Genomic DNA, 19,003 nt, shown 5'->3' with positions numbered 1-19,003 from the left:
GCCATCACCTTCCCCAGTGCGGGTGAGCCCCCGGCAAGGATCCCAGCCGGGCGCGAGTCGGTCAATGGTGCCACCGATCGTGTATTCTGTTCACTATGTCTGGCACTCACGTCCTCGATTCGCTGCTGGCGCTCACGCAGATCCTGCAGGCCGACCAGGAGCGCGAGCTCGACCGCCGCGGGCTCACCGGGCCCCGCACCCACCTGCTGTGGGTGCTCCATCACGGCGGGCCGGCGACGCAGGTGCAGCTCTCCGAAGCGCTCGCCGTCACGCCGCGGCACATCACCACGCTGGTCGACGCCCTCGATGCGACGGGGCTCGCACGGCGAAAGCCGCACCCCACCGACCGGAGAGCGGTCCTCGTGCATCTCACCGATCGCGGCACGTCGCTCATGGAGGCGATGGATGCCGAGCACGACGAACTCGGAGCGGCACTCGTCGACGGGCTCGACCACGACACCGTGCGGGCGTTGATCCGCGGGCTCGATCACGTGCGCGCCCAGCTGGAGGGCCTGATCGCCGAGCACGAACGCGCTCAGCGCGAGCGCGAGGAGAACCCATGACCGACATCGCGCCCGCCACCGAGCCACGACTCCGCCCTCTCGCCCGCACCGCGGCACTCGCCCGAGCCGCCTGGCGCGCCGAGGTCGGGGTCTGGCAGAGCCTCTACCGCTGGCTCTTCCGCCGCCCGCGCGTGCCCCGGGGAGCGAGCGGTTTCACGTACCACTCCCCCGTGCTGACCATCCTCGTCGTCTTCATCGTCCTGTCGGCCGTGGAGATCCCGATCGTCGACCTCATCGTGCACGACTGGCCCTGGGTGCGCATCCCGCTGCTGGCACTGGGCATCTGGGGCGTCACGTGGATGATCGGCCTGCTGCTGGGGTTCCTCACCCGTCCGCACGCGGTCGGGCCCGACGGCATCCGCGCCCGGTACGGCGCCGAGGTCGACGTCGATCTGCCGTGGGACGTCGTGGCGAGCGTCGAGAAGTCGCGCGACGTCCTCGAGAAGGCGCCCAAGATCCGCGACGAGCCGCACGGCCCGACTCTCGCGCTGCGGATGCAGCACGAGACGAACGTGCTCGTCGTCCTGGAACGCCCCGTCACGGTTCGGCTCGGCGACCGTGAGTCCGAGGTCGAGGCCGTGCGCCTGTGGGTGGACGACCTGGACGGATTCATGACGGCGGTGCGCACGCACATCCCCTGACGAGCCCCGACAATAGAGGGGTGAACGAGCCGATCTTCGTGATCCCGCTGTGGGCGGATCTCCTCGCCGTCGGGCTCGGCGGCATCCAGGGCGCTCTGTTCGCGTCCGGCTTCCGCGGCCAGCGTCGGCTCGACCTCCTCGGCGTCGCGATCATCGGGATCGTCGTCGGCATGGGCGGCGGACTCATCCGCGACCTGCTGCTGAACGTCACCCCGGTGACCCTGCAGAGCAACTGGTACCTGCTGACGGCCACGGGCGCCGCCCTGCTCGGAATGCTGCTCGCGGGCGTATTCCAGCGCCTCAACGCCGTCATCGTCGGCCTCGACGCGCTCGTGATCGGGCTCTTCGGCGCGTTCGGCACGAGCAAGGCGCTCGCGCTCGGCCTCCCCCTCGTCCCCGCCGTCTTCGTCGGAGTCTGCGCGGCCGTCGGCGGTGGCATCCTGCGCGACATGATCATGGGGCTGCCGGTCGCGATCATGCACGTCGGCTCGCTCTACGCGGTGGCCGCGGGGGCCGGATGCCTCGTCCTCGCCGTCGCGAACACGCTCGGCCTCGACCTCTTCATCGCCGCGATCGTCGGCGTCGCCGTCACCACCGTCATCCGCCTGCTCGCGGTGATCTTCGACATCTCACTGCCGGAGCAGCGCGCGCTCTACCGCCAGAAGGTCGCGGTCGAGACGTCGACGATCCCGATCGTGAAGTGACGCCGCGGCACCCCGCCGCGGGCTGGATCAGACCCCGGCAAGGGCTCCCGAGCGCTCGCGCGTGCGGATGGCCCGGTTGACGCCCGACACGATCGCCTTCAGCGATGCCGTCGAGATGTCGCCGTCGATGCCGACGCCCCACAAACGCTCGCCGTCGACCTGCAGCTCGACGTAGGCCGCGGCCTGCGCGTCGCCGCCCGCGCTGAGCGCGTGCTCGACGTAGTCGTACAGCGTCACGTCGAAGCCCTGGGCGCGGATCACCTCGAGGAACGCGGCGACGGGCCCGTTGCCCTGCCCTGCCGCCTCATGCGTCTGTTCGCCGTCGCGCAGCGTGACGTCCAGCGACACGTCGCCCGACATGTCGCTGCGCGTGCTGGTGGCGAGGAGCTCGAATCGGCCCCAGCGGTCGTCGGCCACCTGCGACGGCAGGTACTCGTCGGTGAAGATCGACCAGATCTGGTCGCTCGTCACCTCGCCACCCTCGGCCTCGGTCTTCGCCTGGACGACGCCGGAGAACTCGATCTGCAGGCGGCGCGGCAGGTCGATCGCGTGATCGGTCTTCAGCAGGTACGCGACGCCGCCCTTGCCGGACTGCGAGTTCACTCGGATGACGGCCTCGTACGAGCGGCCCAGATCCTTCGGGTCGATCGGGAGGTACGGCACGGCCCACTCGATGTCGTCGACGCTGACGCCCGCCTCCGCGGCGCGCGCCTCCATCGCCTCGAAGCCCTTCTTGATGGCGTCCTGGTGCGAGCCGCTGAACGCGGTGAAGACGAGGTCGCCGGCCCACGGACTGCGCTCGTGGACGGGCAGCTGGTTGCAGTACTCGACGGTGCGCTTGACCTGATCGACGTCGCTGAAGTCGATCTGCGGGTCGATGCCCTGCGTGAGCATGTTGATGCCCAGCGCGACCAGGTCGACGTTTCCCGTGCGCTCGCCGTTGCCGAACAGGCATCCCTCGATGCGGTCCGCGCCTGCCATGTAGCCGAGCTCCGCGGCCGCGATCGCGGTGCCGCGGTCGTTGTGCGGGTGCAGCGAGAGGATCACGTTCTCGCGATGGGCCAGGTGACGGCTCATCCACTCGATCGAGTCGGCGTAGACGTTGGGCGTGGCCATCTCGACCGTCGCGGGCAGGTTGATGATGACCTTGCGGTCGGGCGTCGGCTCGAAGACCTCGAGCACCTGGTTGCACACGTCGACCGCGAACTCCAGCTCGGTGCCGGTGTAGCTCTCGGGCGAGTACTCGTAGTAGACCTTCGTCTCGGGGACGGTCTTCTCGAACTCGCGGCACAGCCGGGCGCCCTCGAGGGCGATGTCGATGACCCCCTGGCGATCGGTGCGGAAGACGACCTCGCGCTGCAGCACGCTCGTCGAGTTGTACAGGTGCACGATGGCCTGCTTGGCGCCGGCGATCGACTCGTACGTGCGCTCGATGAGGTGCGCGCGGGCCTGGGTCAGCACCTGGATCGTCACGTCATCGGGGATGAGGTCCTCTTCGATCAGCTGGCGCACGAAGTCGAAGTCGGTCTGGCTCGCGCTCGGGAACCCGACCTCGATCTCCTTGTAGCCCATGCGCACCAGGAGATCGAACATGATCCGCTTGCGCTCCGGACTCATCGGGTCGATGAGCGCCTGGTTGCCGTCGCGCAGGTCGACCGCACACCATCGCGGTGCGGTCGTGATGCGCTGCGCGGGCCAGGTGCGGTCGGGCAGATCGACCGCGATCTGCTCGTGGTACGGCCGGTACTTGTGGACCGGCATGCCGGAGGGCTTCTGAGTGTTCTGCATGATCGTCGCTTTCGTTCTCTCGTCGTATGGCGGGCCGACGACAAGCTCCGCGACGAGGAGGGCCCTAGATCGAGGCCTCGTCGCGGCAGCTAAGGAGAAGCGAGCCTGCACGCATGAGGCCAGGTTACACCCGTCCCCGCGGCACGCGCGAAACTCACGTCACAATCGGATGAGACGATCCCGCAGTCGCCGACACTCGACGGATATGACACGTCATCGTCGACACCTCCTCGTCGCGCTGGGCGCGGCATCCGTCCTCGCTCTCTCCGGCTGCGCGACATCGGCCGGCTCCGCCGCCCCTCCGCCGGCGGGCGACGCGCCCGTGGGCGCCTCGCTGGGGTCGCTCTGGCCCGCCCCTCCGGAGGGCGACGTCCTCGCCCAGGGCACCGTCATGGACGTCGGCGGCGACGCCGAGCTGTGCCTCGGCCCGATCGCGGAGTCCTATCCCCCGCAGTGCAGCGGCATCCCGATCGCCAACTGGACGTGGGACGGCGTGGACGGCTCGGAGTCGTCGGGCGACACCACGTGGGGCGCGTACGCCGTGCAGGGCATGTACGACGGCGAGGAGTTCACGGTCACGCAGCCGCCGGTCATGCTCGCCCTCTTCGACCCGATGATGCAGGACGACCCCACGGGCGGCGAGCCCGGGCAGGGCGACGAGGCCACGCTGCTGGAGATCCAGGAGAGCCTCCCGGACATCCTGCACGAGGCCTACCTCTCGTCGTACCCCGAGAGCGGCTGGCTGTTCGTCGACGTCGTGTGGGACGACGGCACGTGGCAGAAAGCCGCGGACGAGGACTACGGCGACGACACCGTGATCATCCGGTCGGCGCTGCGGCCGGTGGACGGCTGAGCCGTCAGAATCCCAGCCGGCCCAGCTGCTTCGGGTCGCGCTGCCACTCCTTGGCCACCCGCACGCGTAGTGAGAGGAAGACGCGCGTCCCGACGAGGGGCTCGATGCCGGCGCGTGCGCGCTTGCCCACGTCGGCCAGACGCGACCCCTTGCGGCCGATGATGATCGCCTTCTGGCTGTCGCGCTCGACGACGATGTTCGCGTAGATGTCGGTGAGGTCGGAGTCCTCCCGCGGTGCCATGTCCTCGATCGTCACGGCGATCGAGTGCGGCAGTTCGTCGCGCACGCCCTCGAGCGCGGCCTCGCGGATGATCTCGGCGACGCGGTCCTCGATGGACTCATCTGTCACGACGTCGGCTCCGTACAGCGCCGGCCCCTCGGGCATGAGCCCGAGCAGCTCGTCGGTGAGCACGTCGAGCTGCTCCCGCGTGAGCGCGGACAGCGGGATGACCGCTGCCCAGTCCTCGCGGAGGGCGTCGACCTCCATGAGGCGCTCGGTGATCTGGTCGCGCGCCGCCGCGTCGGTCTTGGTCACGATCGCGACCTTCTTCGCCCGGGGATACCCGTCGAGAGACGCCGCGATGCGGCGGTCGCCGGGTCCGACCTTCTCGTTCGCGGGCACGCAGAACCCGATGACGTCGACGTCGCCGAGCACCTGCTCGACGAGGCTGTTCAGCCGCTCGCCCAGCAGGGTGCGCGGCTTGTGGATGCCGGGAGTGTCGACGATCACGAGCTGACCGCCGGGCCGGTTGACGATCCCCCGGATCGCGCGGCGCGTGGTCTGCGGCTTCTCACTGGTGATGGCGACCTTCTCGCCGACGAGGGCGTTGGTCAGGGTCGACTTGCCCACGTTGGGTCGTCCGACGAAGGTGATGAAGCCGGAGCGGCTGGTCTCGGTCATGATCGATCGCCTTTCCTGGGGACGCGCACCTCGCCGGTGCGGGTCGGCACGGTGCGGATCTCGCCCGTGCGCGGTGCCCGGCCGGACGGCGTCTCCGCCGCATCCAGCCCTTCCCCGCGTTCGACGAAGACCGTCGAGATCCCGCGGCCGCGTCCGCGTGACGCCCCGCCGGTCATGACGAGCCCGCCGTACTCCGCCGTGGCCCCGGGCTGCGGCACGCGGCCGAGCGCCTTGCCGAGCAGGCCGCCGATCGAGTCGACGTCCTCGTCCTCGAGCTCGATGCCGAACAGGTCGCCGACCTCGTCGAGACCGAGGCGGGCGCTCACTCGGAAGTGGCCGGGCTCGAGCTCGGTCACCTCGTCGGACCGCGGGTCGTATTCGTCGGCGATCTCGCCCACGAGCTCCTCGATGAGGTCCTCGAGGGTCACCAGGCCCGACACTCCCCCGTACTCGTCGATCACGAGGCACACGTGCACGGCGTCGCGCTTCATCTGCTGGAGCAGGGTCTCGGCCTTCATCGACTCCGGCACGAACACGGCGGGTCGCGCGATGCGCGTGACCGGCGCATCGCGCCACCCCGACTCGTCGCGGAAGCCGAACTGGACGAGATCCTTGAGGTAGAGCACGCCCACCACGTCGTCGGCCTCGTCGTCGACGATCGGGATGCGAGAGATCCCCTTGTCGAGGAAGATCGACATCGCATCGCGGGTGGAGGCCGAGGCATCCACCGTCACCATGTCGGTACGGGGCACCATGACGGCGCGCACGAACGTGTCGGTGAAGTCGAACACCGAATGGATGAGCTCGCGGTCGTCCTGCTCGATGAGCTCGTTCTCGGCCGCCTCGTCGATGATGCTGAGCAGCTGCTCTTCGGATGCGAACGACGACCCCCGCGAGGCTCCGGGCGTGATGCGCGTGCCGAGGGCGACGAGGCCGTGCGCCAGCGGGCCGAGGAGGATGCGCACTCCGCGGATCACCGGCGCGGCACCGCGCAGCAGGCCCTTCGCATGCTGGCGGCCGACGTTGCGCGGGCTCGCGCCGACCACGACGTACGACACGCCCGTCATCAGCACGGCGGCGGCGAGCATCGCCCACCAGATGTTGTCGAACAGGTCGGTGAACGCCACCGTGACGAGCACTGCGGCCGTCGTCTCGGAGAGCACACGGATGAAGATGACGGCGTTGGTATGCGCCTCGGGGTCGGCGGCGATCCGGCGCAGCGCCGAGGCGTTGCGGCCGGACGAGCCGAGTTCGGCGAGATCGGCGCGCGAGGTGACGCTGAGGGCGGCGTCGATGGCGACCATCAGTGCGCCGAACGCCAGCAGCAGAACGGCGGCGACGAGGAGAAGCGCAGCGGTCATGCGCGATTTCGGCGACGCTCCACGGCCTGGAAGGCCGTGATGAGCTCGCGCTGGAGCCCGAACATCTCGCGCTCCTCCTCCGGCTCGGCGTGGTCGAACCCGAGCAGGTGCAGCAGTCCGTGGGTGGTCAGCATGACGAGCTCGTCCATGGTCGAGTGCTTCGCGGCGACCGCCTGGGTCTCGGCGACCTGCGGGCAGAGGACGATGTCGCCGAGCAGTCCGGCCGGTGTGGGCATGTCCTCCGTGCCCGGACGCAGCTCGTCCATGGGGAAGCTCAGCACATCGGTGGGACCGGGCTCGTCCATCCACTGCACGTGCAGCGCCTCCATGGCGCCCTCGTCGACCAGGAGGATCGCCACATCGGCCTCCGCGCTGACGTGCAGCTCCGAGAAGTTGTTCTCCATCAGGCGGAGCAGCACGGTCTCGTCGACGGCGATGCCCGACTCGTTGCTGATCTCGATCGTCATGAGCGTCCTCGCTTGGGGAGATGGTCGCGCGGGTTCTGCGGACGCATGCCCGCGCGGCGCTCGGCACGGTTGGCGAGCTCGGATGCCTCGTCCCGCTCCCGACGCGCCGCGAGACGGCGCTCGTCGTACTCGCTGTACGCGTCGACGATGCGTCCCACCAGGGTGTGCCGGACGACGTCCTCGCTCGTGAGGTAGGAGAAGTGGATGTCGTCGATCTCGTCGAGGACGCGGGTGACGAGCCGGAGTCCGGACGCTCCCTGCGGAAGGTCGATCTGCGTGATGTCGCCCGTCACGACCATGCGCGTGCCGAACCCCAGGCGCGTGAGGAACATCTTCATCTGCTCGGGCGTCGTGTTCTGCGCCTCGTCGAGCACGACGAACGAGTCGTTGAGCGTGCGGCCGCGCATGTACGCCAGCGGGGCGACCTCGATGGTCCCGGTGGCCATGAGCTTGGGGACGAGCTCGGGGTCCATCATCTCGTTCAGCGCGTCGTACAGCGGGCGGAGGTACGGGTCGATCTTGTCGGTGAGGGTGCCGGGGAGGAACCCGAGGCGCTCACCTGCCTCCACGGCCGGGCGGGTCAGGATGATGCGGCTGACCTCCTTGCGCTGGAGTGCCTGCACCGCCTTCGCCATCGCGAGATACGTCTTGCCGGTTCCGGCCGGACCGATGCCGAACACGATCGTGTTCTCCTCGATCGCGTCGACGTAGGCCTTCTGGCCGAGCGTCTTCGGGCGGATGACCTTCCCGCGAGACGACAGGATCGCCTCGCCGAGCACCTCGGACGGACGGGGTCCGCCCTCGGTGCGCAGGATGCGGCTCGATGACGACACGTCGGCGGGGTCGAGGCCCTGCCCGGCCTGCGTCATGGCGAGCAGCTCGTCGACGAGCGAGCGGGCGGCGGCCACGGCATCCGCTCCGCCGGTCAGGGTGATCTCGTTGCCGCGCACGTGCACGTCGACCCCGGGGTGCTCCTTCTCGACGACGCGGAGCAGGCGGTCCTGGGGGCCGAGCAGCTGCACCATGGCGACGCCGTCGGCGTAGACCCGGTCGACCACCGGGTCATCGGAATGTTCGTCAGGCACCAAGGCTCTCTTCCTCGAGTCCTCCGGCGAGCACGTGGGCGTGCACGTGGAAGACGGTCTGGCCCGCGTTCGGGCCGGTGTTGAACACCAGGCGGAAATCACCGTCGGCGTGCTCGGCCGCCAGGGTGTTGGCCAGGCCGACCATCTCGGCCATCAACTCAGGAGCGCCCGCGGCGAGCTCGACGACGTTGCGGTACTCCGGCGACTTCGGGATCACCAGCAGGTGCACCGGCGCCTTCGGCGCGATGTCTCGGATGGCGAACACGTTCTCGGTCTCGGCGATGATCTCGGACGGGATCTCCCCCGTGTGGATGCGCGTGAAGATCGATGGCTCGCTCATCCCGCAAGTCTACCGACGGGGGTGCTCGCAGGGCGGGCTTCCTCGGCGCGGAAGGCGCTCACCACCGGCCGAGCGACGCGCTCACGACCGCCAGCGCGGCGGGGCCGGCCGTGGAGGTGCGCAGCACACTGTCCCCGAGGCGGACGAGGGTGGCGCCGGCGGCCTCGAGCTCGGCCAGCTCGTCGGACGCGATCCCGCCCTCGGGCCCGACCACGAGCAGCACGTCGCGCTCGTCGCCGGCGAGCTCGACGTTCGTGAGCCGTGCGACGCCCGTCGGCTCGAGCACGAGGGTGCGGGATGCCTCGGCCAGTCGCAGCAGGTCGCGCGTGGTCGCCAGCGGCGAGACGTCGGGAATCCACGCGCGGTGCGCCTGCTTCGCCGCCTCGCGGACGATCGTCGCCCAGCGCGCACGCCCCTTCTCGGCCTTCGCGGCATCCCAGCGCGACACGCTCCGCGCCGCCTGCCACGGCACGATCTCGTCGATGCCGAGCTCGGTCGCCGCCTGTACGGCGAGCTCGTCGCGGTCGCCCTTCGCCAGGGCCTGCACGAGCACGACGCGCGGCCGCGGGGGCGCGGCATCCGTGCGCGAATCGATCCGCACCACGACCTCGCGGGGCGCCACCGACTCGCACCGGCCCGTCAGCCAGGCGCCGCGGCCGTCGCCGACCGTGACCTCCTCGCCCACGCGCACGCGCCGGACCGCCGCCGCGTGATGCGCCTCGGCGCCGGTGAGCGCGACCGCATCGCCGGGCCCGGCGTCGGTCGGCTCATCGAGCACGAAGTGCAGCGCCACGACTCAGCCCCGGAAGCGATCGCGCAGCTTGGCGAACAGGCCCTGGTGGAACTCGGCGAGGTGCGGCGCGGGCGCCTTCGTGCGCTTCGCGAAGTCCTCGATCAGCGCGCGCTCCTTGCCGTCGAGGCGCGTCGGGGTGACCACGTGCACGCCGACGCGGAGGTCGCCGCGCTGCGAGCCGCGCAGCGGCGTGATGCCGCGGCCCTTGATCGTCAGCACGTCACCGCCCTGGATGCCCGGGCGGATCTCGAGGTCGACCGGGCCGTCGAGGGACTGGATGGTCGTGGTCGTGCCGAGGATCGCGTCGGGCATCGACACCTCGAGCGTCGCGAGGATGTCGTCGCCGTCGCGGCTGAAGACCTCGTGCGGGGTGACGTTCACCTCGATGTAGAGGTCGCCGTTCGGGCCGCCTGCCGGCCCGGCCTCGCCCGAGCCGGGAAGCTGGAGCCGGAGGCCGGTCTCGACGCCCGCGGGGATGTCGAGCGACACGGTGCGGCGGGCGCGCACGCGACCCTGCCCCTGGCACGTGGCGCACGGGTACGGGATGGTCGTGCCGTAGCCCTGGCAGACGTTGCACGGCTGGTTGGTGAGCACGTTGCCGAGAAGGCTGCGCACCTGACGCTGCACGTGGCCGGTGCCGTGGCAGATGTCGCACGTGACCGGGGTCGTCCCCGGCTGGCAGCACGACCCCTGGCAGGTCTCGCACAGCACGGCCGTGTCGACCTCGATGTCACGGTGGACGCCGAAGACGACGTCACCGAGTTCGAGCGTCACGCGCACCAGGGCGTCCTGGCCGCGCTCGCGCCGGGACCGCGGGCGTCCACCGCGTCCGCCGCCGCCTCCGGCCGCGCCGAAGAACGTCTCGAAGATGTCGTTGAAGCCGCCGAATCCGCCGGCGCCGCCGAACGGGCTGTCGCTGCCGCCCATGTCGTAGCGGGCGCGCTGGTCGGGATCGCTCAGCACGTCGTACGCGTGCGTGACGAGCTTGAATCGCTCGGATGCCTCTTCCCCGGGATTGACGTCGGGGTGCAGCTCCCGCGCCAGGCGCCGGTACGCCTTCTTGATGTCGTCGAGGGATGCGTCCTTCGAGACGCCGAGGACCTCGTAGTGGTCAGCCACATTCGCCTTCCTGCCCGCGGGAGTCCGCGGTGATCGTTCGTGTGTGCGCGTCCGCGTCAGCGGCTGCTCTCGTCTTCCTCGAGCATCCGCGTGAGGTAACGGGCGACGGCCCGGACCGCCGCGAGGTTGGTGGGGTAGTCCATGCGCGTCGGGCCCATGATGCCGACGCGGGCACGCGAGCCGGTCGCGTCGTAGTCGCTGGCGAGGACGGATGCCTCGGCCAGACCGAACGGCTCGTTCTCGCGCCCGATGCTGGCGGCGAGGCCCTGATCGTCGGCGACCATCTCGCCCATGAGGCGGAGGATCGTCACCTGCTCCTCGATCGCCTCGAGAAGCGGATAGATGCTCCCGCGGAAATCTGCTTCGCGGCGGGCGAGCGTGGCGCTGCCCGCCATCACGAGGCGGTCCTGCCGGAACTCGTCGAGCTCCTCTGCGACGACGCGCACGATCTCGGCCGTCGCGGCCTCATGCGGGGCGGTCATGTTCGACGCGTTTTCGAGGCGCCCCTGGATGCGCGAGAGTCCGTCGCGCACCGAACGGCCGACCAGGAGCGTCCCGAGCTCGGCGCGGATGCGCGCGAGGTCGGCGTCGTCGAAGTCGTCGCGCACGAAGGCCATGCGCTGCGAGACGCGGCCCGTGTCGGTGACGACGATCACCAGCATCCGCCCGCCGCCCAGCTGCACCAGCTCGACGTGCGTCACGTTGGCGCGTGAGAACGAGGGGTACTGCACGATCGCGACCTGGCCGGTGAGCTGCGTCAGCGCGCGGACGGTGCGTGCGAGGACGTCGTCGAGGTCGCCCGGGCCCTCGAGGAACGAGGAGATCGCGGTGCGCTGCGCCGTGCTGAGCGGGCGGACGTCGGCGAGGTGGTCGACGAAGACGCGGTAGCCCTTGTCGGTCGGCACGCGGCCCGACGACGTGTGCGGCGCCGCGATGAGGTCCTCGTCTTCGAGCAGCGCCATGTCGTTGCGGATGGTCGCCGCGGACACGCCGAAGGCGTGGCGTTCGACGATCGCCTTGCTTCCGACCGGCTCGCGCGTGTCGACGTAGTCCTCGACGATCGCGCGCAGCACCTGGAGCCCTCGCTCGCTGACCATCCCGCTCCTCACGTCGCTGCTGGCACTCGCATGACTGGAGTGCCAATTCTACCGGATGCCCCGGCCCGGAGCCTGGAGCGCGGCGGCGAACCGGCTACTCGGTGAGTGCTCGCACGACGGCGTCGGCGAGCAGACGGCCGCGCAGCGTCAGCACGATCCGGCCGTGCAGCGCCGACGGCCCGTCGACGAGCCCGTCGGCGATGAGCGCGGCGACGGCGCGGCGGCCCTCGCCGAGGATCTCCGACACCGGCAGTCCCTCGCGGATGCGCGTGCGCAGCAGCACGTTCTCGAGGGTTCGCGCCTCTGCGTCGGGCACTTCGCGCCCCGCGCCCGGCGACTCCCCCGCCGACAGGCGCTGCGCGTACGCCGCGGGGTGCTTGACGTTCCAGAAGCGCACGCCCGCGATGTGGCTGTGCGCACCCGGGCCGAACCCCCACCAGTCCGTGCCCTGCCAGTAGGCCAGGTTGTGACGCGACCGCTGATCGGTGCCGCGCGACCAGTTCGAGACCTCGTACCAGTCGAAGCCGGCCGCCGCGAGCAGCTCGTCGGCGAGCTCGTACATGTCGGCCTGCAGGTCGTCGTCGGGCGCGGGCACCTCGCCGCGGCGGATCTGCCGCGCCAGCTTCGTACCGTCCTCGACGATCAGCGCGTACGCCGACACGTGGTCGGGGGCGAGGCTGATCGCGGTCTCCAGCGATGCGCGCCAGTCATCGAGGGACTCGCCCGGCGCGCCATAGATCAGGTCGATGCTCACGTCGAGCCCGGCCGCCCGCGCCGCCCCCACCGCGGTGCGCACGTTCGCCGGATCGTGGGTGCGGTCGAGCGCCGCCAGCACGTGCGGGACGGCCGACTGCATGCCGACGGACATGCGCGTGACCCCGGATGCCGCGAGCTCGGCGGCGACCGCGTCGGTGACCGTGTCGGGGTTCGCCTCGACGGTGACCTCGGCGCCCTCCGCGATGCCGAAGGCGTCGCGGACACCCTCGAGCATGCGCCCGAGGTCGCCGGGCGGCAGAAGGGTCGGGGTGCCGCCGCCGAAGAACACCGTCGATGCGGGCCGCAGCGGACCGGACCGCTCGAGGACGCCGCGCGCCAGCTCGACCTCGCGCAGCAGGGTGTCGGCGTACTGGTCCTGGCGAGCGCCGCGCAGCTCGTCGGAGGTGTAGGTGTTGAAGTCGCAATATCCGCAGCGCACCCGGCAGAACGGCACGTGCAGGTACACCCCGAACGGCGTGGCCGGGTCGATCGCCGTCGCCGGCGGGAACGAGCCGTCGGACGGAACCGGCTCGCCCAGGGGAAGCGCGGCGCCCATCAGCGGCTCATGCGGGCGTCGTGTACAGCGGCGAGATCGCGCGCAGGTACCGGGTGAACAGCTCCCGCCGGCGGCGCCGGATGAGGCCGGGCAGGAGGCGGTAGAAGAAGGACGACGGCGCATCGAAGGCGCGCACGGTGAACCACACCTCGTCGGTCTCGTGCCACTCGAGCATGAAGGACTCCTCGCCGCTCACGACGGAGTCGCCGACCGTGCCCAGGGCGAAGCCGACGCGGCGCGGCTCCTCGATCGCGAAGATCACCCGCAGCTCGGCGTCCGCCCGCAGGCCCCGCACGCGGCCCTCGACGCGGATGGTCGTTCCCGCGCCCACGTACGGCGTGCCGTCGGCGTCGTAGCGCAGGTCGGACTCGGAGCGGCTCGGCGCGACGGGATTGCCCTCGGCGTCGAAGCTCACGCCGGAGTACATCGGCCCGGACGCCGGACGGACGTCCTTCACGGTGAGACCGGCGCCTCGCTGTGCCGTCCACGACAGCAGCGCCTCGCTCGCGGCCTGGAAACGCGCTTCCCCGCTGCCGATGCGCCACGACTCCTCGGCCGGAATGCTGCGCTCCGGCGGGAAGTGCATGAGGTCGGCGGCCTGCGTCGCCCCGACGGCGGCGTAGTCGACCGTGTCGTCCCGGAAGTTCCCTCGACGCATGACGACCAGCCTACTTCGCGGTCTTTCCCTCAACGTCTCCCGAGAGCGCGGCGATGAACGCCTCCTGGGGGACCTCGACGCGACCGACCATCTTCATGCGCTTCTTGCCCTCCTTCTGCTTCTCGAGCAGCTTGCGCTTGCGGCTGATGTCGCCGCCGTAGCACTTCGCCAGGACGTCCTTGCGCATCGCACGGATCGACTCGCGCGCGATGATGCGCGCGCCGATGGCGGCCTGGATCGGCACTTCGAACTGCTGGCGAGGGATGAGCTTCTTCAAGCGCTCGGTCATCAGCACTCCGTAGGCGTACGCCTTGTCGCGGTGGACGATCGCGCTGAAGGCGTCGACGGGCTCGCCCTGCAGGAGGATGTCGACCTTCACGAGGTCGGCCTCCTGGTCTCCGCTGGGCTCGTAGTCGAGGGACGCGTAGCCGGCGGTCTTGGACTTCAGGTGGTCGAAGAAGTCGAAGACGATCTCGCCCAGCGGCATGCTGTAGCGGATCTCGACGCGGTCCTCGCCGAGGTACTCCATGCCGAGCAGGGTGCCGCGGCGCGACTGGCAGAGCTCCATGATCGTCCCGACGTAATCCTTCGGGGCGAGGATCGCGGCCTTCACCATCGGCTCGGTCACGCTGGCGATCTTCGTGCCGGACGGGAACTCGCTCGGGTTGGTGACGGTGAAGCTCTTCTTGTCGTCGGTCAGCACCTCGTAGGTGACCGATGGCGCCGTGGAGATGAGGTCGAGCCCGAACTCCCGCTCCAGGCGCTCGGTCACGATCTCGAGGTGGAGCAGGCCGAGGAACCCGCAGCGGAAGCCGAAGCCCAGAGCCACCGAGGTCTCGGGCTCGTAGTTGAGCGAGGCATCCGACAGCTTGAGCTTGTCGAGGGCCTCGCGCAGCACCGGATAGTCGCTGCCGTCGATCGGATAGAGGCCGGAGAAGACCATCGGCTTCGGGTCGGTGTAGCCCGGGAGCGCGTCCTTCGACGGCTTGGCCGCATTCGTGACGGTGTCGCCCACCTTCGACTGGCGGACGTCCTTCACACCGGTGATCAGGTAGCCGACCTCGCCGACGCCGAGTCCGCGGGTGGGAGTGGGCTCCGGCGACGACACGCCGATCTCGAGGAGCTCGTGGATCGCGCGGGTCGACATCATCTGGATGCGCTCGCGCGGGTTGAGCGTGCCGTCGACCATGCGGACGTAGGTGATCACGCCGCGGTAGGAGTCGTAGACGGAGTCGAAGATCATGGCTCGGGAGGGAGCATCCGGATCGCCCTTCGGGGCCGGAATCTGCGCGACGACGTGGTCGAGCAGATCCTCGACGCCCATTCCGGTCTTGCCGCTCACCCGCAGCACGTCCTCCGGGCGGCCGCCGATCAGACCCGCCAGCTCCTTGGCGTACTTCTCAGGGTCGGCCGCCGGCAGGTCGATCTTGTTGAGCACCGGGATGATCTGGAGGTCGTTCTCGAGCGCCAGATAGAGGTTCGCGAGCGTCTGGGCCTCGATGCCCTGCGCTGCGTCGACGAGCAGGATGGCGCCCTCGCAGGCCGCGAGCGAGCGGCTCACCTCGTACGTGAAGTCGACGTGGCCGGGCGTGTCGATCATGTTGAGGGCGAACGTGCCCTCGGGTGTCTGCCACGGCATCCGCACCGCCTGCGACTTGATCGTGATGCCGCGCTCGCGCTCGATGTCCATGCGGTCGAGGTACTGCGCGCGCATGTCGCGGTCGGAGACCACTCCGGTGATCTGCAGCATCCGATCGGCCAGCGTCGACTTGCCGTGGTCGATGTGGGCGATGATGCAGAAGTTGCGGATCAGCTCAGGAGGGGTCGCAGACGGCTCGAGAGGCTTCAGGGCGCGCGGTGACATATCCCGTCGATTGTACGGGTGAGGGATGCCTCCACCCTGCGCGGTCGCTGGATCAGGCCGGTGCGGGCAGTCGGCGCAGCCCCTCGAGGAGCGATGCGCGGTCGCTCGCGACGCAGACGCGGATCCACCCCTCGCCGGACGCGCCGAACGCGGAGCCGGGCGCGACGGCCACGCCGGCTTCGTCGAGGAACCGCTCGCACCAGGTCACGACGTCGCCGCCGGACGCGTGCGACACGTCCACCCAGAGGTAGAACGCACCGGTCGGCGCGAGGTAGCGGATGCCTCGGGCGTCGAGTGCGGCGGTCGCCGCGGCGAGGTTGTCGCGGTAGTGCGCGGCCGCCCGGTCGACGTCGGACCCGTCACCGGCGAGGGCGGCGGCCGCGGCCCGCTGGGAGGGGGCGTCGACGCAGCTCACGAGCGACTCCTGCACGCGCAGCATGGTGGGCCGCCAGCCCGGCGGCGTCACGAGCCACCCGACGCGTGCGCCGGTCATCGCGTACGTCTTCGACATCGAGAACACCGACAGCACGCGCCCGTCGGCGTCGAGCGACGCGATGCTGACGTGCGGCCGGCCCCACGTGAAGCGCTCGTACACCTCGTCGCTGATCACCCACAGGTCGTGCCGGCGGGCCAGCGCGAGGAGCGCCTCGAGCGTCGGCCGGTCGAACGTCGACCCGAGCGGGTTGGACGGCGTGTTCACGATGATGGCCCGCGTGCGCGGTGACACCAGCGCCTCGAGCTCGTCGAGGTCGGGCTGGAACTCGCGCTCAGGATGCAGCGGGTACGGCACGGGCGTCGCCTGCAACAGGTGCGCGTTCATGGTGAACGTCGTGTATCCCGGGTCGGGGACGAGCACCTCGTCGCCGCGGGAGAGTGCGAGCGCCATCGCCATGTGCAGCGCCTGCGTGGCGCCGACGGTCACCCACACCTGCTCCACGTCGACCCGCAGCCCGTTCTCGCGAGCGAGCTTGTCGACGATCGCCTCGCGAAGCAGCGGGAGGCCGCCGTTCGGCGTGTAGCGAAGGTCGCCCTCGCGCCAGGCGCCGGCCGCGACGTCGCGCACCTGCCGCCCGACGATCTCGCCCGGCTCTCCGACGGCGAGGATGATCGTGTCGGGACGACGCAGCGCCCGCTCCAGGATGTGCCGCACTCCCGACCCCGGCATCGCGGCGATGTGGGCGGCGATCTCGGGCATGCTGGCCATGCTACGACCGCTCGCAGGCGACGGTGGCTACCCTGGGGCGATGGTCGTCCAGGTCGTGCTCGTGCACGGCATCCGCACGTCCGCGACGATGTGGCGGTCGCAGGTCGACTACCTTACCGAGCGCGGGAATCCCGTCGTCCCGCTCGATCTGCCCGGGCACGGGTCGCGCATGGCCGAGGAGTTCACGCTCGACGGGGCCTTCGCGACGATCGATGATGCGGTGAGGGATGCCGCGACCCGCGGCCCTGTGCTGGTCGCGGGGCACTCGATGGGCGGCCTCATCTCGATCGAGTACGTCGGCCGTGAGGATCGGCCGCCGGTCGCCGGGTTCATCGCCGCGTCGTGCACGTCGATCCCCCGCGGGGTCGGGCTCGCGACATACCGGATGCTCGCGCGCGGGTTCGACTCGCTGCCCGACCGCGGCATGTGGCTGACCGATCAGCTGCTCGATCGCATCCTGCCCGACGAGACGCGTGCCGACTTCGGGGCGGGCGGCTATGCGCTCGACGCGCAGGACATCGCGCTGCGCAGCCTCTCGGTGCTCGATCTCCTCGCGGCGCTGCATCGCATCGAGGTGCCGCTGTGGTTCGTCAACGGGCAGTACGACCAGCTGCGGGTGAACGAGCGGCTGTTCACGCGGATCGCGCCCCACGCCGAGCTCATCGTCGTGCCGCGCACGACCCATCACGTCACCGTCATGCGCCCGCGCGTCTTCAACGCCGTGCTCAACCTCGCGATCACGACCCTCGAGCAGACCTGATAAACTCGGTGATTGGCTTGCGTGCGGGGTCCCACCTCCGTACGACGCCGCGAGCGGCCCCTCTACCCGTAACGCGGCAAATCCCATCCATCAGACACGAAAGAAACTTTCACCGTGGCGAACATCAAGTCGCAGATCAAGCGCAACAAGACCAACGAGAAGGCGCGCGAGCGCAACAAGGCCGTCAAGAGCGAGCTGAAGACCGAGGTGCGTCGCACCCGTGAGGCCGTCGCCGCCGGCGACAAGGCCGCCGCCGAGAAGGCTCTGCAGAAGGCGACCAAGAAGCTCGACAAGGCCGTGAGCAAGGGCGTCATCCACCAGAACCAGGCCGCGAACCGCAAGTCGGCCATCGCGAAGCAGGTCGCCGCGCTCTGATCCATCCGGATTCCGTTCGAAGGCCCGTCCCTCCGGGGGCGGGCCTTCGGCGTTGACGGGGCGGGACCCGTTGTCACACGCCGTAAGGCGCGCGTGTCGCGATGACCGTGATGAGCCGCTCCAGGGCGAAGACCGCGTCGCGGGAGCCGCCCTTCACCTCGGCATCCGCGCGCGCCGCGGCCTGGATGGCGCCCCCGAGGGATGCCTCATTCCAGCCCGACAGGTCGCGGCGGGCCCGGTCGACCTGCCAGTCCTTGAGTCCGAGCCGGCCCGCGAGAGCCGCAGCCGGCTCGCGGCTGCCGGCGACGCGGGCCATGGTGCGCAGCTTCATCGCGATCGCCGCGACGAGCGGCACGGGATCGGCGCCCGAGGCGAGGGCGTGCCGGAGCGCGATCAGCGCGTCGCCGTAGCGGCCCGCGATCGCCGTGTCGGCGACCGTGAACGCGGAGGTCTCGACGCGGCCGCCGTAGTACCGCTCGACGACCTGCTCGCTGATGTCGCCCGGCACGTCGGCGATGAGCTGCTGGCACGCGGCGGCGAGCTCGGTGACATCGTCGGCGAACGCCGACACCAGCGCGCGCAGCGCGGGCGCCGCGATGCGCTTCTTCGCTGCCTGGAACTCGCCTGCGGCGAAGTCGTACCGATCGGAGTCGCGCTTGATCGCGGGGCACGCGACTTCCACTCCTCCGCCCTGGCCGGCGCGAATGGCGTCGAGCAGCTTCTTGCCGCGGACGCTCGCCCCGGTGTGCCGCAGCACGACCGTGGCGCCGTCCTGCGGCGCGGCGAGGTACGAGATGGCCTCCGCCAAGAACGCGTCGGAGCACTTCTCGACGCCGGTCACGCGTACCAGGCGCGGCTCGCCGAACAGCGACGGCGACGTGACGGCGAGCAGCGAGCCGGCGGCGTAGTCGTCGGCCCGGAGGTCGGAGACCTCGAGGCTCGGGTCTTCGGCCCGGAGGTAGTCGCGGACGCCGGCGATCGCCCGCTCGGCGCACACGTCTTCGGCACCGGATACGAGCACGATGGGCGCGGGCTGCGGTGACCGCCACGACAGCTGCGGGATCGCACTGCGCGCTGCCTTCGAGGGGGCGCGTCGCGCGGTCGATGCCATGCGTCCA

At 70.4% G+C, this 19,003-nt stretch carries 20 protein-coding genes; 6 read left to right on the top strand and 14 right to left on the bottom strand.

From position 1 onward, the window contains the following. Positions 1 to 95 precede the first annotated feature (95 nt). Genes JX005_RS07935 through JX005_RS07925 form a run of 3 tightly spaced genes read left to right on the top strand, consistent with a single transcriptional unit; the run spans position 96 to position 1,908 of the window. Entirely contained in the window at positions 96 to 563 is a 468-nt protein-coding gene (locus JX005_RS07935) for a MarR family winged helix-turn-helix transcriptional regulator (protein ID WP_214466898.1), read from the top strand. Then, complete coding sequence (locus JX005_RS07930) at positions 560 to 1,204, top strand: hypothetical protein (RefSeq protein WP_214466897.1); 645 nt, start codon at positions 560 to 562, stop codon at positions 1,202 to 1,204. Before JX005_RS07935 ends, JX005_RS07930 begins: the two co-directional genes overlap by 4 nt. Before the next feature lie 20 nt (positions 1,205 to 1,224). Further along, positions 1,225 to 1,908, top strand: a complete 684-nt coding sequence (locus JX005_RS07925; RefSeq protein ID WP_214466896.1) for a trimeric intracellular cation channel family protein — start codon at positions 1,225 to 1,227, stop codon at positions 1,906 to 1,908. Between the two features lie 27 nt (positions 1,909 to 1,935). Here the strand turns inward: JX005_RS07925 and leuA are convergent, their stop codons facing one another. Then, positions 1,936 to 3,696 carry a 2-isopropylmalate synthase gene (gene leuA / locus JX005_RS07920; protein ID WP_214466895.1) on the bottom strand — a complete coding sequence of 587 codons (1,761 nt, stop codon included), beginning with the start codon at positions 3,694 to 3,696 and terminating at the stop codon, positions 1,936 to 1,938. 205 nt (positions 3,697 to 3,901) lie between these two features. On the opposite strand from leuA, the gene JX005_RS07915 reads away from it, so the two are divergent. Continuing rightward, entirely contained in the window at positions 3,902 to 4,549 is a 648-nt protein-coding gene (locus tag JX005_RS07915) for a hypothetical protein (RefSeq protein ID WP_214466892.1), read from the top strand. A 4-nt stretch (positions 4,550 to 4,553) separates the two neighbouring features. On the opposite strand, the gene era is transcribed toward JX005_RS07915, so the two are convergent. The 12 genes from era to JX005_RS07855 all read right to left on the bottom strand — a co-directional run bounded on the left by era (position 4,554) and on the right by JX005_RS07855 (position 16,741). Beyond that, a complete protein-coding gene (gene era / locus JX005_RS07910; protein ID WP_214466891.1) occupies positions 4,554 to 5,450 on the bottom strand; it encodes a GTPase Era in 897 nt (298 codons plus the stop codon). Next, the gene (locus JX005_RS07905; protein ID WP_214466889.1) at positions 5,447 to 6,811 is read right to left on the bottom strand and encodes a hemolysin family protein; all 1,365 of its coding nucleotides are present in this window, start codon (positions 6,809 to 6,811) and stop codon (positions 5,447 to 5,449) included. The genes era and JX005_RS07905 overlap by 4 nt, the downstream gene beginning before the upstream one ends. Further along, positions 6,808 to 7,278 carry an rRNA maturation RNase YbeY gene (gene ybeY / locus JX005_RS07900; protein WP_214466888.1) on the bottom strand — a complete coding sequence of 157 codons (471 nt, stop codon included), beginning with the start codon at positions 7,276 to 7,278 and terminating at the stop codon, positions 6,808 to 6,810. The genes JX005_RS07905 and ybeY overlap by 4 nt, the downstream gene beginning before the upstream one ends. Further along, complete coding sequence (locus tag JX005_RS07895) at positions 7,275 to 8,303, bottom strand: PhoH family protein (RefSeq protein ID WP_246533746.1); 1,029 nt, start codon at positions 8,301 to 8,303, stop codon at positions 7,275 to 7,277. The genes ybeY and JX005_RS07895 overlap by 4 nt, the downstream gene beginning before the upstream one ends. A gap of 52 nt (positions 8,304 to 8,355) precedes the next feature. Then, on the bottom strand, positions 8,356 to 8,703 hold the full coding sequence (locus JX005_RS07890) for an HIT domain-containing protein (RefSeq protein ID WP_214466886.1): 348 nt from the start codon (positions 8,701 to 8,703) through the stop codon (positions 8,356 to 8,358). A 58-nt stretch (positions 8,704 to 8,761) separates the two neighbouring features. Next, entirely contained in the window at positions 8,762 to 9,496 is a 735-nt protein-coding gene (locus JX005_RS07885; protein ID WP_214466885.1) for a 16S rRNA (uracil(1498)-N(3))-methyltransferase, read from the bottom strand. Between the two features lie 3 nt (positions 9,497 to 9,499). Beyond that, a complete protein-coding gene (gene dnaJ, locus JX005_RS07880) occupies positions 9,500 to 10,615 on the bottom strand; it encodes a molecular chaperone DnaJ (RefSeq protein ID WP_214466884.1) in 1,116 nt (371 codons plus the stop codon). A gap of 56 nt (positions 10,616 to 10,671) precedes the next feature. After that, positions 10,672 to 11,712, bottom strand: a complete 1,041-nt coding sequence (hrcA, locus tag JX005_RS07875) for a heat-inducible transcriptional repressor HrcA (RefSeq protein ID WP_214466883.1) — start codon at positions 11,710 to 11,712, stop codon at positions 10,672 to 10,674. A gap of 94 nt (positions 11,713 to 11,806) precedes the next feature. Further along, positions 11,807 to 13,024: a radical SAM family heme chaperone HemW gene (gene hemW / locus JX005_RS07870; RefSeq protein WP_214466882.1), complete on the bottom strand. Its 1,218-nt coding sequence runs from the start codon at positions 13,022 to 13,024 to the stop codon at positions 11,807 to 11,809. Between the two features lie 7 nt (positions 13,025 to 13,031). Then, positions 13,032 to 13,682 (bottom strand): DUF1990 domain-containing protein, encoded by a 651-nt coding sequence (locus JX005_RS07865; RefSeq protein WP_214466881.1) that lies wholly within the window; start codon positions 13,680 to 13,682, stop codon positions 13,032 to 13,034. Positions 13,683 to 13,692: 10 nt separating this feature from the next. After that, positions 13,693 to 15,546, bottom strand: a complete 1,854-nt coding sequence (gene lepA / locus JX005_RS07860; protein ID WP_214466880.1) for a translation elongation factor 4 — start codon at positions 15,544 to 15,546, stop codon at positions 13,693 to 13,695. A 52-nt stretch (positions 15,547 to 15,598) separates the two neighbouring features. Further along, entirely contained in the window at positions 15,599 to 16,741 is a 1,143-nt protein-coding gene (locus JX005_RS07855; RefSeq protein WP_214466879.1) for a pyridoxal phosphate-dependent aminotransferase, read from the bottom strand. Between the two features lie 49 nt (positions 16,742 to 16,790). Between JX005_RS07855 and JX005_RS07850 the strand changes: the two genes are divergently transcribed. Together JX005_RS07850 and rpsT are read left to right on the top strand one after the other, a co-directional pair. Beyond that, positions 16,791 to 17,510, top strand: a complete 720-nt coding sequence (locus JX005_RS07850; RefSeq protein ID WP_214466878.1) for an alpha/beta fold hydrolase — start codon at positions 16,791 to 16,793, stop codon at positions 17,508 to 17,510. A gap of 114 nt (positions 17,511 to 17,624) precedes the next feature. Beyond that, the gene (rpsT, locus tag JX005_RS07845; protein ID WP_214466877.1) at positions 17,625 to 17,885 is read left to right on the top strand and encodes a 30S ribosomal protein S20; all 261 of its coding nucleotides are present in this window, start codon (positions 17,625 to 17,627) and stop codon (positions 17,883 to 17,885) included. Between the two features lie 73 nt (positions 17,886 to 17,958). Here rpsT and holA read toward each other — a convergent pair whose 3' ends face one another. Further along, positions 17,959 to 18,996 (bottom strand): DNA polymerase III subunit delta, encoded by a 1,038-nt coding sequence (holA, locus tag JX005_RS07840; protein WP_214466876.1) that lies wholly within the window; start codon positions 18,994 to 18,996, stop codon positions 17,959 to 17,961. Positions 18,997 to 19,003 lie beyond the last annotated feature (7 nt).

The sequence above is a fragment of the Microbacterium flavescens genome, assembly GCF_018588945.1.
GTDB lineage: Bacteria > Actinomycetota > Actinomycetes > Actinomycetales > Microbacteriaceae > Microbacterium > Microbacterium flavescens.
The sequence above is the reverse complement of the archived record's forward strand: the minus strand, read 5'-3'. Positions and strand labels throughout refer to the sequence as shown.

Bases quoted from the DNA above. Each gene is read 5' to 3' on its own strand.
- leuA (WP_214466895.1), bottom strand. From the start codon at position 3,696: ATGCAGAACACTCAGAAGCCCTCCGGCATGCCGGTCCACAAGTACCGG.
- hemW (WP_214466882.1), bottom strand. From the start codon at position 13,024: ATGGGCGCCGCGCTTCCCCTGGGCGAGCCGGTTCCGTCCGACGGCTCG.
- JX005_RS07890 (WP_214466886.1), bottom strand. From the start codon at position 8,703: ATGAGCGAGCCATCGATCTTCACGCGCATCCACACGGGGGAGATCCCG.
- JX005_RS07915 (WP_214466892.1), top strand. From the start codon at position 3,902: ATGACACGTCATCGTCGACACCTCCTCGTCGCGCTGGGCGCGGCATCC.
- JX005_RS07855 (WP_214466879.1), bottom strand. From the start codon at position 16,741: ATGCCCGAGATCGCCGCCCACATCGCCGCGATGCCGGGGTCGGGAGTG.
- JX005_RS07895 (WP_246533746.1), bottom strand. From the start codon at position 8,303: ATGGTGCAGCTGCTCGGCCCCCAGGACCGCCTGCTCCGCGTCGTCGAG.
- JX005_RS07865 (WP_214466881.1), bottom strand. From the start codon at position 13,682: ATGCGTCGAGGGAACTTCCGGGACGACACGGTCGACTACGCCGCCGTC.
- JX005_RS07905 (WP_214466889.1), bottom strand. From the start codon at position 6,811: ATGACCGCTGCGCTTCTCCTCGTCGCCGCCGTTCTGCTGCTGGCGTTC.
- hrcA (WP_214466883.1), bottom strand. From the start codon at position 11,712: ATGGTCAGCGAGCGAGGGCTCCAGGTGCTGCGCGCGATCGTCGAGGAC.
- JX005_RS07935 (WP_214466898.1), top strand. From the start codon at position 96: ATGTCTGGCACTCACGTCCTCGATTCGCTGCTGGCGCTCACGCAGATC.
- JX005_RS07850 (WP_214466878.1), top strand. From the start codon at position 16,791: ATGGTCGTCCAGGTCGTGCTCGTGCACGGCATCCGCACGTCCGCGACG.
- holA (WP_214466876.1), bottom strand. From the start codon at position 18,996: ATGGCATCGACCGCGCGACGCGCCCCCTCGAAGGCAGCGCGCAGTGCG.
- lepA (WP_214466880.1), bottom strand. From the start codon at position 15,546: ATGTCACCGCGCGCCCTGAAGCCTCTCGAGCCGTCTGCGACCCCTCCT.
- JX005_RS07930 (WP_214466897.1), top strand. From the start codon at position 560: ATGACCGACATCGCGCCCGCCACCGAGCCACGACTCCGCCCTCTCGCC.
- ybeY (WP_214466888.1), bottom strand. From the start codon at position 7,278: ATGACGATCGAGATCAGCAACGAGTCGGGCATCGCCGTCGACGAGACC.
- era (WP_214466891.1), bottom strand. From the start codon at position 5,450: ATGACCGAGACCAGCCGCTCCGGCTTCATCACCTTCGTCGGACGACCC.